The organism is Cronbergia sp. UHCC 0137 (assembly GCF_034932285.1).
Classification (GTDB): domain Bacteria; phylum Cyanobacteriota; class Cyanobacteriia; order Cyanobacteriales; family Nostocaceae; genus Cronbergia.
In genome coordinates this window covers 38,380-52,745 of the sequence record NZ_JAYGHC010000026.1, presented here as the reverse complement: position 1 = coordinate 52,745, position 14,366 = coordinate 38,380, and the positions used below count along the sequence as shown (strand labels likewise).

15 protein-coding genes are annotated in these 14,366 nt (G+C 41.7%); 10 read left to right on the top strand and 5 right to left on the bottom strand.

The genetic code is table 11. The features are described from left to right. The first annotated feature begins 16 nt into the window (after window positions 1–16). The 7 genes from VB711_RS15040 to VB711_RS15010 all read left to right on the top strand — a co-directional run bounded on the left by VB711_RS15040 (window position 17) and on the right by VB711_RS15010 (window position 6,182). Window positions 17–1,264, top strand: coding sequence for a sensor histidine kinase (locus VB711_RS15040; RefSeq protein WP_323286927.1), 1,248 nt, complete (start codon window positions 17–19; stop codon window positions 1,262–1,264). Next, window positions 1,261–1,902: a response regulator transcription factor gene (locus VB711_RS15035; protein WP_323286926.1), complete on the top strand. Its 642-nt coding sequence runs from the start codon at window positions 1,261–1,263 to the stop codon at window positions 1,900–1,902. Before VB711_RS15040 ends, VB711_RS15035 begins: the two co-directional genes overlap by 4 nt. Window positions 1,903–2,032: 130 nt before the next feature. After that, window positions 2,033–3,001, top strand: coding sequence for a hypothetical protein (locus tag VB711_RS15030; RefSeq protein ID WP_323286925.1), 969 nt, complete (start codon window positions 2,033–2,035; stop codon window positions 2,999–3,001). A gap of 378 nt (window positions 3,002–3,379) precedes the next feature. After that, a complete protein-coding gene (locus VB711_RS15025) occupies window positions 3,380–4,084 on the top strand; it encodes an SDR family oxidoreductase (protein WP_323286924.1) in 705 nt (234 codons plus the stop codon). A gap of 98 nt (window positions 4,085–4,182) precedes the next feature. After that, on the top strand, window positions 4,183–5,235 hold the full coding sequence (hppD, locus tag VB711_RS15020; RefSeq protein WP_323286923.1) for a 4-hydroxyphenylpyruvate dioxygenase: 1,053 nt from the start codon (window positions 4,183–4,185) through the stop codon (window positions 5,233–5,235). A 150-nt stretch (window positions 5,236–5,385) separates the two neighbouring features. After that, window positions 5,386–5,502: an alpha/beta hydrolase gene (locus VB711_RS15015; RefSeq protein ID WP_323286922.1), complete on the top strand. Its 117-nt coding sequence runs from the start codon at window positions 5,386–5,388 to the stop codon at window positions 5,500–5,502. Continuing rightward, complete coding sequence (locus VB711_RS15010; RefSeq protein ID WP_323286921.1) at window positions 5,502–6,182, top strand: HAD family hydrolase; 681 nt, start codon at window positions 5,502–5,504, stop codon at window positions 6,180–6,182. Before VB711_RS15015 ends, VB711_RS15010 begins: the two co-directional genes overlap by 1 nt. Before the next feature lie 147 nt (window positions 6,183–6,329). Here the strand turns inward: VB711_RS15010 and VB711_RS15005 are convergent, their stop codons facing one another. After that, window positions 6,330–6,956 (bottom strand): CPP1-like family protein, encoded by a 627-nt coding sequence (locus VB711_RS15005; RefSeq protein ID WP_323286920.1) that lies wholly within the window; start codon window positions 6,954–6,956, stop codon window positions 6,330–6,332. A 758-nt stretch (window positions 6,957–7,714) separates the two neighbouring features. Between VB711_RS15005 and VB711_RS15000 the strand changes: the two genes are divergently transcribed. Continuing rightward, window positions 7,715–8,437, top strand: coding sequence for a response regulator transcription factor (locus tag VB711_RS15000; protein ID WP_323286919.1), 723 nt, complete (start codon window positions 7,715–7,717; stop codon window positions 8,435–8,437). Between the two features lie 217 nt (window positions 8,438–8,654). Here the strand turns inward: VB711_RS15000 and VB711_RS14995 are convergent, their stop codons facing one another. The 3 genes from VB711_RS14995 to VB711_RS14985 all read right to left on the bottom strand — a co-directional run bounded on the left by VB711_RS14995 (window position 8,655) and on the right by VB711_RS14985 (window position 10,129). Continuing rightward, window positions 8,655–8,852, bottom strand: a complete 198-nt coding sequence (locus VB711_RS14995) for a DUF2811 domain-containing protein (protein ID WP_323286918.1) — start codon at window positions 8,850–8,852, stop codon at window positions 8,655–8,657. A 328-nt stretch (window positions 8,853–9,180) separates the two neighbouring features. Beyond that, complete coding sequence (hisIE, locus tag VB711_RS14990; protein WP_323286917.1) at window positions 9,181–9,831, bottom strand: bifunctional phosphoribosyl-AMP cyclohydrolase/phosphoribosyl-ATP diphosphatase HisIE; 651 nt, start codon at window positions 9,829–9,831, stop codon at window positions 9,181–9,183. Between the two features lie 88 nt (window positions 9,832–9,919). Next, entirely contained in the window at window positions 9,920–10,129 is a 210-nt protein-coding gene (locus VB711_RS14985; protein WP_323286915.1) for a ChaB family protein, read from the bottom strand. Window positions 10,130–10,249: 120 nt separating this feature from the next. Between VB711_RS14985 and hemL the strand changes: the two genes are divergently transcribed. After that, a complete protein-coding gene (gene hemL, locus VB711_RS14980; RefSeq protein ID WP_323286914.1) occupies window positions 10,250–11,548 on the top strand; it encodes a glutamate-1-semialdehyde 2,1-aminomutase in 1,299 nt (432 codons plus the stop codon). A gap of 176 nt (window positions 11,549–11,724) precedes the next feature. Here hemL and VB711_RS14975 read toward each other — a convergent pair whose 3' ends face one another. After that, window positions 11,725–11,886 (bottom strand): metallothionein, encoded by a 162-nt coding sequence (locus VB711_RS14975; RefSeq protein WP_323286913.1) that lies wholly within the window; start codon window positions 11,884–11,886, stop codon window positions 11,725–11,727. A 537-nt stretch (window positions 11,887–12,423) separates the two neighbouring features. Here VB711_RS14975 and VB711_RS14970 point away from each other — a divergent pair. Beyond that, a complete protein-coding gene (locus tag VB711_RS14970) occupies window positions 12,424–14,019 on the top strand; it encodes a serine/threonine-protein kinase (protein WP_323286912.1) in 1,596 nt (531 codons plus the stop codon). Window positions 14,020–14,366: the final 347 nt, after the last annotated feature.

Here is a 14,366-nt window from a genome sequence, read left to right as displayed (position 1 = left end):
GATTCTAGGTAAGCAATTGTTCAATATACTGGGATGGAGAACCTTTGCGATCGCCACCGTTATCATGAGTCAAGCGTCTGAGTCTCAGTCATCATTATTGCCATTATTAGCAAACCTAGAGTCGCTACTGTTGGGTATTGTGGCGATCGCCCAAATCATTGTGACGCTGTTTTCATCGTTGCCAAATTTACTTTTTATCAATCTTTTAGGATTGGGATGTTTTACTGCTCTGGGACGAATAAAACCACATCAGACTTTCTCGAAGTTGATGTATACTCTGATAGAATTTTGTCTTATTTTCTATTTAGCTATTGTTAGTAATATTGCCTTACCGACTGCATTATTTGTGGTATTGGTCATTCGTAATTGTTTGTTGTGGGAGGGAGGCTACCGCAATTGGGTGACGATATTATCCCTCTTTGGAGCAATTGGGACATTAACGCATAAATTATCGAATGAAATCTTGCTGTTTAATTTTCATTCCGAACAGATTGTGCTGAGTTGGATCGCATTGTCTATAACATTTAGTCTAGGAATTTTATTTCTCCAGCTACTAGTAGATGCAGGACTTAAAGAACAACAGCGGCAGAAAGAATTAGCGATCGCTAATACTCGTTTGCGGCAATATGCGCTCCGGGTTGAAGAATTAGCAACAGTGCAAGAACGCAATCGGATTGCCCGTGATATTCATGATTCCTTAGGCCATTCCTTGACCGTCTTTGGAATTCATTTGGAAGGAGCATTGCGCCTATTGAAATCCGATCCAGCACAAGCTGAGGAACTGCTTTTGGAAATCAAACAACTCAATACTACGACGCTAAGGGAAGTGAGGGAATCCGTCAGCGCATTGCGCTCCGATCCATTGCAGGAGAAAAACTTGGAGGAGGCGATCGCTATCCTGATCACAGACTTCCATAAGTCAACAGGTGTCTTGCCCGCCTTAGATAATCAACTCAAGGCTACCCTGTCCCACGATCGTAACATTGTGATTTATCGTATTTTGCAAGAGAGTCTCACAAATGTTCGCAAATATGCGGCAGCAACAACCGTCAATATTGTTATTGCTCAATCAATTCAGGACGTACAAATTACGATAGAAGATAATGGTCAGGGATTTGATTTAAGCCAAAATGCCACGGGCTTTGGCCTCCAAGGGATGAGAGAACGAGTATTGGCGCTTATGGGTCAGCTTGAAATTTTCACCGCACCCAATCAAGGGTGTCGTATAATAGCGACATTACCCCTCTCAGAACACATAGGATGATTCGCTTACTCCTGGTTGATGATCAAGATTTAATTCGTCGGGGATTAAAAGCATTGCTAGGCACTGATCCAACCCTGGAAGTGGTGGGTGAGGCCGCCAATGGGCAAGAGGCCGTGACACAAGTGGCTCATCTCAATCCTGATGTGGTGCTGATGGATGTGCGAATGCCCAGTACCGATGGAGTGGCTGGCACTCAGCAAATTTGTCAGCAGTTTCCCGACACAAAAGTGCTGATGCTGACGACATTTGATGACCAGGAATATGTCACGCAAGCCCTCCAAGCTGGGGCATCGGGCTATTTGCTCAAAGATACTCCCTTTGATGAACTGACCCAGGCGATCGCCCTTGTCCACAAAGGATACACCCAAATCGGACCAGGACTGGCCACTCAGGTTCTAACTCACCCCACCCCTGTAAACTCAGGGGATCTAGAACCTTGGTTAGGGTTATCTGAACGGGAACAAGATATCGTCCGGTTAGTCGCTCAAGGGCATAACAATCGGGAAATTGCTCAATCGCTCCACATTGCTGAAAAGACGGTAAAAAATTACCTGACCAATATTCTAAGTCAATTAGGCTTGCGCGATCGCACCCAACTGGCGATCGCCTCCCTTAAAGTGGGATTTCCCAATCGGTAATTTCAACATTTTGAATACTATCTGATTGGGACTAAAGTCCCCAAAACATCAGGACTATGCGCTCTACTGGCAAGACAAAAGAGTAGTTAGGGTTGATTCATAAACGTTTAGCACACAAGGAGCGATTGCTATGAACAGCCTGACTAAAACCCAACGCCAAAATATCAAGAATCTGTTCAACGATATCAAAACGAGTATTAATGTTTCTCGTTCAGACATTGACTTTACCTCATTCAGACAACAGGTAAAAGCGACATTGGAGGATAGAACGTTGACCAGAGGCGAATTTCGCTCCATGCAAAAGGATATAAAGACAATGATTCGTGAGGCTGATATTTCCCAGGAAGACGCTCAAACCCTGTTGACAGACTGGAAACAAATTGCCGTTGAAGCAGGGGTCAAAAAACCTCCTACCCTTTCTCAGGAGCAAAAGCAAAATGTCGAGACCTTAATTTCAGACCTCCAAAATAGTGTGGATTCTCCCCCTGACCAAGAATTAGTGGACGACTTGAAAACAACCTTAACAGAGGCGTTCAGCGATGGTGCCCTGACTCAATCGGAATTAGTGGCGATCGCCACTGACACTATTGAGGTTGTCGCTTCTGTGGGGATTACTCCCGAAGAGGCCCGTACTATTTTCTACGATTTGCAAAACATCGCCAACGCTTCTCTATTGCCCAGAACCAATGACAATCTCACAGGCACCGATGGGGATGACATCCTCTGGGGCGGACTTGGGAACGACGGGCTGACGGGGGCTGGAGCCAATGGTGGTGTAGGTGAAGTGGACTGGTTGATTGGTGGCGGCGGCCAAGACCGGTTTGTGTTGGGTGATAGCCAACGGGCTTTCTATAATGATGGCCAAGTTTTGACGGCAGGACTGGCAGATTTTGCCGCAGTTTTGGACTTTAATGCTAACCATGATGTGATTGAACTGCATGGCTCGGCTGCGAACTACCAATTAGCCGAAGTTCCCTCTAGCATGGGCATCTCAGGGACAGGGATCTATCAGATAGAAGGATTGAATACTCCAGAACTGATTGGGGTGGTCGTGGGTGTGACACTGGCCGATATGTCGTCAGGGTTTTCCTTTGTTTAGGATCTGCACAGAAATAAAAGACTCGATCGGCGATCGCGTAGGTTTTCTACTTCAACCCAATGCTCACAGACTTTAGCCAGAAAAGCGATCGCCAATCGCAGATAATAGCCATTCCTATCACCTAAAATATCAATTAAAATTCAGGTGGAAAATGCTATTTTTAAGGATGCGATCGCACAATCTTTAAACATAAGATTCATTTTTGTCCTGAAATATCAGTACAAATGTATATTTGATACATTAATATAAAAAAATTAACGATTATTACGAATTGACAAAATTAATTCAATCTTAACTTGTTACCAATGGTGTTAACTAGCGATTTTGCTCTGATGTGACTATGATAAATATAGTCTGTAAAGAAATGTAAATAGTGTAATGCAGGATAAAGTCATTGTCGTTGTTGGCGCTACTGGTGGGATTGGTTCAGCATTAATTCGTCAACTTGCTCCCACAGGGGCAAAATTGGTATTAGCAGCGCGAAATAGGGCAGCTTTAACAACATTGGCTGATGGTTTATCATCCCCAGTGTTAACAGTCCCCACTGATATCACTCAACCCCAGGAAGTGAACAATTTAATTCAAGCTACTTTAAATGAGTTTGGTCAAATTGACGTTTTAGTAAATGCCGCCGGTGCTGGTATCCTCAAATCCTACAACAGCTTAGAACCAGCAGATTTAGATAGAATGCTAGATGTCAATTTAAAAGGCAGTTTTTACACTACTCAAGCTGCTGCCCAACAGATGCAAAAACAAAAATCTGGTCATATCTGTAATGTAGTAGGAATTTTGGGTAAGCATTCCATGGCAATGGCCTCTGCTTATTCGGCTTCTAAATTTGGTGTTGTTGGTTTTAGTAAGTGTATGGCTGAGGAGTTGAAACGCTTTGGTGTTAAATTCACTCTTTTTTACTTTGGTGGGGTTGATTCTGCTTTTTGGGATCATGTTAGCTTAAAGGTAGACCGGAAAAAAATGCTCAGTTGTCAAACGGCTGCTAATGCAATTTTTTATGCTTTGTCCGCTGAACCTCAAGCTGTACCTATGGAAATTAATATTCAACCTGATAGCCATTTGTTTTTCTAGTTTGGAAATTATTGCTGAAGAAATAAATGGAAATCTAGCAAAAAAGCCAAAATTTACAGATATATCACCTGTTGCGCTGGATTTTCAGAAATTAAATTATGCTTCAAATTGATCACGTTCACTTCTATGTAGAAGATGCCCAAGTGTGGCGGGATTGGTTTGTTAATTATCTAGGGTTCCAAGCCGTTGTTAATTCCCAGTTTCCCGTTCTCTCTCATCAAGGGAGTTTATCACACACGGTTACTGAAGTTGTGAAAAGTGGAACTGTCTACTTTTTACTGTCTTCTCCACTGTTACCTAACAGCCCAGTGGCTGAGTTTTTGCGCCAGTATAAACAAGGAGTGAGAGATGTAGCTTTTAGGGTGGAAAATGTGGAAACAGCGATCGCTCTCGCCCAAAAAAATGGAGCTACCATCCTTCAACCTATTCAAGATCATTTATCCTATAAATTCGCTAAAATCGCGGCTTGGGGCAGTTTAACTCATACATTGATCGAAAGACATACGGTAGATATTCAATCTTCATTTACTAACAATCACCTATTTACTGCTATAGATCATGTAGTCTTAAATGTGGCAGTCGGTGATTTAAAACCTGCTGTCAGTTGGTATCAAAATATTCTCGATTTTCAACCCCAACAAGCTTTTCAAATTAAAACCGAATACTCTTCTTTACACAGTCAAGTTATGATTTCCGCCAATGGTAAAGTACAATTACCGATTAATGAACCAACTTCACCCAATTCTCAAATTCAGGAGTTTTTAGAGGTGAATCGCGGGGCAGGAATCCAGCATATTGCTTTACATACAATTGATTTAGTCAGTGCGATCGCTCGTTTTCGATCTGCTGGTTTATCCTTTCTCCGTGTCCCTCAAACCTACTACACAGAACTACAGCAACGTACAAAATTCCCCCTCTCACCCCAAGAATTAAGAGCGATCGCTCAACAAGAAATCCTAGTAGACTGGCAAAAAGACGCTCCTCTCGGTGCTTTATTGTTACAAATCTTCACCCAGCCAATTTTCGGTGAACCCACCTTTTTCTTTGAATTTATCGAACGTCGTTCCCAAGCAGTTGGTTTTGGTGAAGGCAATTTTCGCGCTTTATTTGAAGCCATTGAAATTGAACAGATTAAACGTGGTTTTATTTAAGACAGGGGGCAGCACTTCGGCTACGCTCAGTGACCGGGGGCAGGGGAGGCAGCACTTCTCTACGAGACGCTTCGCGGTAAGCGTCAGCTATGCCGTTAGGCTTTACGGCTACGCTCAGTGACCGGGGGGCAGGGGAGGAATAATTAATTTATGACCAATCACCAATTACCAATTACCAATTACCAATTACCCATTACCCATTACCCATTACCCATTACCCATTACCCATTACCCATTACCAATCACCCATTACCAATCACCAACTAATGCTGAGACTAATTACAGACTTTGATGGACCAATTATGGATGTATCCGAGCGATACTATCGAGTTTATCAAATGTGCCTAGAAAAAACTCGATATCCTGACCAAGCAGTGACAGAACTCACTAAAGCGGAATTTTGGCAACTCAAGCGATCGCACACTCCTGAACAGCAAATAGCCTTCAAATCAGGACTCAACCCAGAACAAGCAGAAAAATTTTCCCAACTGCGAAAACAAACAGTACACACACAACCTTACTTTGAATATGATATCCCTGTATCTATCGCCATGGCTGCACTGCTAAGAACTCAAAAAGCTGGTATCGACTTAGTAGTTATGACCATGCGACGGGTTCGAGAACTTGACTATGCCTTTAATAAGTACAACTTAGGTCAATTTTTTCCCCCAGATCGCCGTTATTGTCTCAGTAACGACTACATCAAAACCCGCGACGTTGATGATAAACCTCTCTTAATGACCAGGGCCTTAGCAGAAATACCCCCTGCTACTCATACCTGGATGGTAGGAGATACGGAAGCTGATATTGCCGCCGCCAAAAAGCATGATATTAACATGATAGCTGTAGAATCAGGCATCCGCGATCGCACACAATTAGAAATTCATCAACCAAACTTCATAGTTAAAGACTTATACGCTGCCGTAGATGTAATTCTCAACAGCTAAAGACCTGATTAAAAATGGGTGCTTGTACTTGATAAATTTGTACAAATTCACCCATTATACATCTCCAGAAACTAAATATGCGTTATCTACAATGCTTGTAAAGACGTTCCATGGAACGTCTCTACCTTTTCACCAGATGTCTATTACCTAACGTAAAAAACTGCTAACCAACCACATCACAATAAACGTCAACACCGTAGAAAACTGATTAGTTGATAAATTAATCAATCGTAGTTCTTGCTGCAAGAACCCAGCCAGAAATCCACCAACAATCAAACCAGCAATTAAACTCACAAATGAGAATATAACAGATCGAAAAATTTTGCCTTCTTTTTGATTGAGAAAATAAGTGCTAATTCCTGCTCCTATCACCAATACCAACTGCAAAATCTGATCTCCCCCACCAGGGTACAATACAGTAACACCAGATAAACCTGCATACCAAACTCCTGGTAGCAGCACCTCTCTGAGACTCGGCTGATCTAACATCCGTTGCAGCCATGCTGGAGAGCGCTGAGAGATAATAGGATTTTCCTTAGTAGTAGATTGTTCTGGCAAATCAGGAAAGCGGATACGTTCAGGTACTTTGATTTTACCTTCTTGGCGCATCCGTAGGCGCTCCATCAGAATAGCATCATAAGCTGCTTCAATCATTTCCAGATTTTTGCCTTCACCAACCTGTTGCTCTAACAAGCGATTACGAGCATCCTGAATTTCATCAAAACTAGCATCTTCTGATACCCCAAGTTTTTCGTAAGGATTTTGATCACTCATCTAAAACCTCCAGGAGACTCCAGCTAAATCCGTACTCAAATTAGCAACGAGAACAATGGAGAGTAAATTATCAAACATCTCTTGAATATTTTTCTGCATGGCAATTGAACGATTTACAAATCTTTTCCTATACATCAATGAGTGAATTAATCTTTTTTTGTATCTATTAACCATATTTAGTCTTAGGTAGTCTTTTTTAGAACAAAAAGAACCTCAAGTTGGTAAATGTCTCGACGAGATATTTATCCTCTATCAGGATAGTAGCACGGGTTCGTTGAATCGACATAGCAATTCCCTCTCTAGGCAGCTAATTTTTAGATTTTGTCCGCACCTCAATTATGTCCTGGAAAAATGGAAGGGCAAGAAAGGGAGAATAATTCAATTCCTTAGGACTTACACCTGTCATTGGGACGGTGGTAAGCAATCTCCAACCCATTTATTCCATACCCCGTAGGTAAGTCCTGTTCCTGTTAAGCATTGCCTATTTGGCCAAAATATAAAGTGTTCTATTTGACAAACAGCCTTGACTAAGGTGAGAATACTTATTTAGTAGATACAGTAAAGTGGTAAGTTAGTAAAAACAACATTATCTCTTTTACTAATTAACTATTGTGATTATAGTTTGTTTGAGTTTGTTGAGAATAATCAGGATAATCACACGGTAGCCTTGTAAATTCTTAATTACTGCCCACAGTGAACCCTGCGTTTATACGCAGTTCTCGTGTTAATCATCAAAAATTTTGTGTAAAGTGATGGTCATGGCTCCTGCCAAGATACTTGTAGTTGATGACGACCCTGCGGTTCGCAATTTAATTCAACGCTTTTTGATTAAACAGAACTATCAAGTAGAAGCTGCTGAAGATGGCAAAACAGCCTTAGCTATCTTTGAGCAATTTAACCCAGACTTGGTAATTCTAGATGTGAACTTGCCAGATGTCATCGGCTTTAACCTTTGTCAAGATATGCAAAGTCGTAACGGCGTTTTTGTCCTCATGCTGACAAGCCGTACAGACGAAACTGATAAGATTCGTGGTTTTTCTAAAGGTGCTGACGACTATCTCACCAAACCATTTGGTCTAGGTGAACTAGAAGTCAGAGTGGCTGCAATTTTGAGGAGACAACGGGTTGTAACAACTGCTGAACAAAAACGTCTAGTCTTTGAAAAGCTGATGATTGATCCAGTACGTCGGGAAATAACGCTTAATGATCAACCCATACCTTTAACAGCCTTAGAATTTGACCTGTTGCATTTTTTAGCAAGTCATCCAGGTAAAGTTTGGCGACGGGCCGAACTAATCCAAGAGGTGTGGGACTATGAATATGTCGGTGATCAGCGGGTCGTAGATGTCCATATTGGTCAAATTCGCAAGAAAATAGAAGTTGATGCTAGTCAACCAATATTAATTCAAACTGTGCGTGGTGTAGGTTACAAATTTGAATGTCCTACTCATCCCCAACAGTCAGACTCTCCATCATCGTAAGTAGTCGGACAAAATTAAATTCATTCGTTGAGAGAGGGAACAGCGGTATGGCTAACGCCACGCTTCGCGGTAAGCGTCAGCTATGCCTTTAGGCTTTACGGCTCCGCTCACCGACCAGGAACAGGGAACAGCTGTTGAGAGTTCAGAATTGAACTCCTCCAGCATCCCCGTTTTTTAAATCCGGGGATTGTCAAAAAACTGGTCAGGTTACTGTGATCTAGCAATGCTCGAACAAAGTTTCTAGATAAACACGAGCCGCACGGCGATCGCTATCTCCATTTTGTAGCAAAAATAGTGATAACGCCGCCTTTAAAACCCGGTTTTGGTCCCAGTCAGGATGGGTTGCTAAATAGCTTTCTAAAGATTCTTGCAGCGTTTCGGGAACTTCCGTCGAAATATTAACTGTTCCGCGCATAAAATTTTTCCTCTATTCAGATCAATTAAAAGGTAAGCCGCCTTATTGTGCTATCAGGGGAGGGGTTTGTCAATGCTGCGAAATGTTAACAATTTTTTTAAAAAGAATAAATGCTCACGCAATAATCAGGCTTTGAGTCATGTTTTTGTTACATAACTTTATGAAAACTCAGTTATCAAAGGTCAGTAGAGAGGAAAACGGGAAATCCCCAACAAAGCAGCAAGAGCCGATTGGGTCGTAGATCATCTGTGGAAAACTGCCATAGTCCTGTGGAAACTCTGTGGAATGAGTGAGGAAAATAGCAGTTAATGATAAGAATTACAAAAATTCACTGGCGGCGTTTATGCAGATGGCGATAAACTGATTTTAGATCAACTTGATGGTAGGCTAAGGCAACGAGGGTATGATAGAATAGGTCTGCGACTTCACCAGCGATCGCATCAGGATCATCATCCTTACAGGCCATAACCACCTCGGCACTTTCTTCGCCAATCTTTTTCAAAATCTTGTTATCCCCACCCGCCAATAGCTTACAGGTATAAGAATCTTCATTGGGATGGTCACGGCGATCGCATACTATTTGAAACAACTGGGATAGCATATCCCCCGGTGGCGGCACAATTTTCTCTTCTACTTGATGGAAACAACTACGTTCCCCAGTATGGCAAGCAATATCTCCTATTTGCTCCACCCCAATCAACAAAGCATCGCTATCACAGTCATAACGAATGCTCTCCACCTTTTGAATATGCCCAGAAGTCGCCCCCTTATGCCATAACTCCTGACGAGAACGACTCCAAAACCAAGTTTCTCCAGTTTCTAAAGTCTTTAATAAGGAATCCTGATTCATCCACGCCATCATCAACACCGTTCCATCCAAAAAGTCTTGGATAATGGCCGGTACTAACCCCTTGTCATCGTAGCGGACTTTCTCAACAGGGATGGCGAATTTTAGAGAAGGTAGATTGGGAGAAGACATACCAGTAATTTGCTCTAATAAGAATGATTGATCAATTTAGGATACCATTCTCAATAGAGCGGCTGGTGATTAGTTGTCAATTTAGATGTTAGATGGCTGAATTTAACTCTTTTTCCAACACAGAAATGCTCGTACTATACTGCATCTTAACAGCACTTAACCCAACATGGTGAGCTTTATCTGGTTCTCCATACCAATGAATTGCCGAATTATAAGCCGCTCGGTAAAGATCCTGCTCATCTTTAGATAAACTAGCTTGAATATCTAAAGGCAACTCTTGATTAGACTTGTATAACATATTGTTATTGTTATCTTTGTTGGTTCAGTTAATTCTATAGAATAGGAATTTTGGACAGTATTTCACCCTATCCTAAGATAGAGAAGCTTTCTTTATTCCCCAAATATATGGGAGGGAACCTTGGTAAACACTACAATAAAAACCACAAAATCACAAGAAATTTTTACTGCTGCCCAAAACTTGATGCCTGGAGGAGTCAGTTCCCCAGTTCGTGCATTTAAGTCTGTCGGTGGTCAACCCATCGTTTTTGACCGCGTTAACGGCGCTTATATTTGGGATGTAGACGGTAATCAATACATCGACTATGTTGGAACTTGGGGACCTGCTATTTGCGGTCATGCTCATCCAGAAGTGATCACCGCACTACATACAGCTTTAGAAAAAGGAACTAGCTTTGGCGCTCCCTGTGTACTAGAAAATGTTTTGGCAGAAATGGTAATTGATGCTGTTCCTAGCATTGAAATGGTCAGATTTGTCAATTCTGGAACAGAAGCTTGTATGGCCGTACTCCGGTTGATGAGAGCCTTTACTGGACGCGATAAACTAATCAAGTTTGAAGGCTGCTATCACGGACACGCTGATATGTTCCTGGTTAAAGCTGGTTCTGGTGTAGCGACTCTAGGTTTACCCGACTCCCCAGGAGTTCCCAAGGCGGCAACTAGCACTACTCTCACCGCCCCCTTCAACGATTTGGAAGCGGTCAAAGCCTTATTTGAAGAAAACCGTGACGAAATTGCTGGTGTCATTCTTGAACCAGTTGTTGGTAATGCTGGGTTTATTACCCCTGATGTTGGGTTTTTAGAAGGTTTACGAGAGCTTACCCATGAGCATGGTGCATTATTAGTATTTGATGAAGTAATGACTGGCTTCCGTATTGCCTACGGTGGCGCTCAAGAAAAGTTTGGCATTACCCCCGATTTAACAACTCTCGGTAAAATTATCGGTGGTGGTTTGCCAGTAGGCGCTTACGGTGGTCGTCGCGATATCATGTCAATGGTTGCCCCTGCTGGTAGTGTGTACCAAGCTGGAACTCTTTCTGGTAATCCTCTGGCTATGACAGCCGGGATTAAGACTCTGGAATTGTTGCAAAAACCAGGTACTTATGATTACTTAGAAAAAATTACTAAAAAGTTAGCAGATGGGTTGGTGCAAATTACCCAAGAAACCGGTCATGCTGCTTGTGGCGGTCATATCAGTGCCATGTTTGGCTTATTCTTCACCAGTGGACCAGTTCACAATTACGAAGATGCGAAAAAGTGTGATACTGCCAAGTTCGGAAGATTCCATCGCGGTATGTTAGAACGTGGTATTTACTTAGCGCCATCTCAATTTGAAGCTGGGTTTACTTCTCTAGCTCACACTGATGAAGATATTGACCAGACTTTAGCTGCTGCTAGGGATGTATTGTCTAGTCTGTAAGCATTAGGGGTAGGGGGCAGGGGGCAGGGGGCAGGGGGCAGGGGAGGCAGGGGGAGAAATTATTGTTTACCGTCATCAATAAATCATTCCCCATTCCCCATTCCCTATTACCCATTACCCATTACCCATTACCCATTACCCATTACCCATTACCCATTACCCATTACCAATCCTATTTAACACCCACAACCATTGTGTCCACAACCTTTGATGGTTTGATGACCTTCGGCACAGCCTTGAGAACAGTAGTATTTTCCGTCTTTATTGATAGCTTTCTCTACTGAAACAACGCATAGGCAATTTGTACAGGCACATTTCATTTGAGTTACGGTGGTCATATTTTTATCCTTTAATGCTTGAACAGTTGTTCATATACACATTAGTTTAGCATAAAGTTGATTTTATAGAACAATCAAAAATGAAGTTGCGTAATTTTACTATTTACCAACTAGGCAAAAAAATTTCGGTTCTACTAAAGTCAACCATTATTACAAAATATTGTCTCTTTCCCCTGTTTCCTGTTCCCTGTTCCCTGTTCCCTCTTACCGACCATTTAGCATAACAAGTACCGTAGAGCCAAAATTTCTAAAAATGATTGATATGTTTTTGCTTTCAAATGAGTATACTAGATCAATATTGAATAAATCCTATGTATGGTATGATGCTAGATTTCAATTAATGGGATAATAAGAGAAAATGGCATCTAACAAGGAGTAATACCTTGTCCGTAGTCTAGGTAATATTCAGTATAACTTTAAAAAATCTTTAAGAAAGTTCCAGCAACACTGACCTGGTAAAACCGAAATCTATTCTGAATAATTGTAATTGAGAGTGTAACTCTATTGATTTTCCTTTGTGTAGCGAGTTGACAGTGCATGAGCTACTGCTTAAATCCAACCTGTCCCCATCCAGAAAATTCAGAATCTAGCCTAAGTTGTAAAGCTTGTGGCTCTCGGCTATTATTGTGCGATCGCTATCGGGTACTTAAACCATTAGGACAGGGTGGCTTTGGGGCTACCTTTTTAGCTAAAGATATGACCTTACCGGGTGAACCAACTTGTGTAATTAAACAACTGCGTCCTACCGGAAAAGACCCGAGAACATTGCAAATGGCACGGGATTTATTTGAGAGAGAAGCCAAAACATTAGGTAAGATTGGCAACCATCCCCAAATTCCGAGTCTATTAAATTATTTTGAAGATCATGAACACTTTTATTTGGTTCAGGAATACATCAGTGGATATACTATTCAAGAGGAAATAAAAAAACAAGGACCCTATAGTGAAGTAGCTGTAAGGCAATTCTTGACCGAAATATTGCCATTACTAGAATATATTCATGAGCAAAAAGTAATTCATCGTGATATTAAACCAGCTAATTTAATCCGCCGTTCTCAAGATGCTAGAATGGTGTTGATTGACTTTGGTGCGGTGAAAGACAAAGTTAGCCAAACGCCAAGCAGTCAGTCAGAACATACAGCTTTTACGGCCTATGCCATTGGTACACCTGGGTTTGCACCTCCAGAACAAATGGCTATGCGTCCAGTTTATGCCAGTGATATTTACGCAGTGGGAGTGACGTGTATTTATTTACTGACTGGTAAAAAGCCTAACGACTTAGATTATGACCCAAAAACTGGTGAGATGTTGTGGGAGGATCTAGTAGAATTGAGTCCACATTTGATCAAAGTTTTGAAGCAAATGTTGGATGTGTCAGTACGCAATCGCTACCAGTCTTCAAAAGAAGTTCTCCAAGCCCTGGAGATGGAGCCATATTTAGAAAGTTTAGGTAAGGGATTGTTAGTTAAATCTAATAGTGGTCTAAAGGATTCTACAAACAACAACCAGGATAATTCGGCCATTTTATCTGATTATTCGGCTACTAATAGTAGTTTTGCCCAACAAGCTGCGGCAATTAGGGCTAGAAAGGCTAAAAACAAAGATATAACTGGGGTGAGAACTGGAATAACGCAGTCAGAGAAGTCCAAACCGAAATCAATATCTAATAGTATCAGTAATAAGAATATATCTGCTGAGGAACGCAAAATAGATGCCCATACTCTACTAACAGCCTATCTTAATGGTAGACGGGATTTTGCTTCATTTAACTTAAATATGTTGAGATTAGCTGGTGCTGATTTATCGGGAACGAATTTCCATGCGGCTCAATTGCAAAAAGTCAACCTTCAGGGGGCTAAACTTAACAATTGTGACTTTGGTATGGCTAGTTTGATTGGTGCAATTCTTCAAGACGCTAATTTACAAAAAGCTTATTTGAGCCATGCTGATTTAGAAGGAGCAAATTTAAGAGGTGCTGATCTCAGTTTTGCTTATTTGAATAATGCTAATCTCCGGGGGGCTAATTTGTCTGGTGCTAATCTCACTGGTGCTAAAGTGACTGAGGAGCAATTAGCACTAGCAAAGACTAATTGGTTAACTGTGCGTCCTAATGGTAAACGTGGTTTGTTGTAAGGAAGAAGGGAACAGGGAACAGGTAACAGGTAACAGGTAACAGGTAACAGGTAACAGGGAACAGGGAACAGGGAACAGGGAACAGGTAACAGGTAACAGGTAACAGGGAACAGGTAACAGGTAACAGGGAACAGGGAGCAAATTGATTTTGTGAGACGCTGAAACAGAGCCTTCTGCCTTCTGCCTCCTGCCTCCTGCCTCCTGCCTCCTGCCTCCTGCCTCCTGCCTCCTGACTCCTGACTCCTGCCTCCTTTTAAATTAAGCATATCCTGACATTTAATCGCCTCAATGCTTTGTGTATTCGTGTTTTTAGGATTTAAAATTTGATTTTTAATTTTTATAGAGTT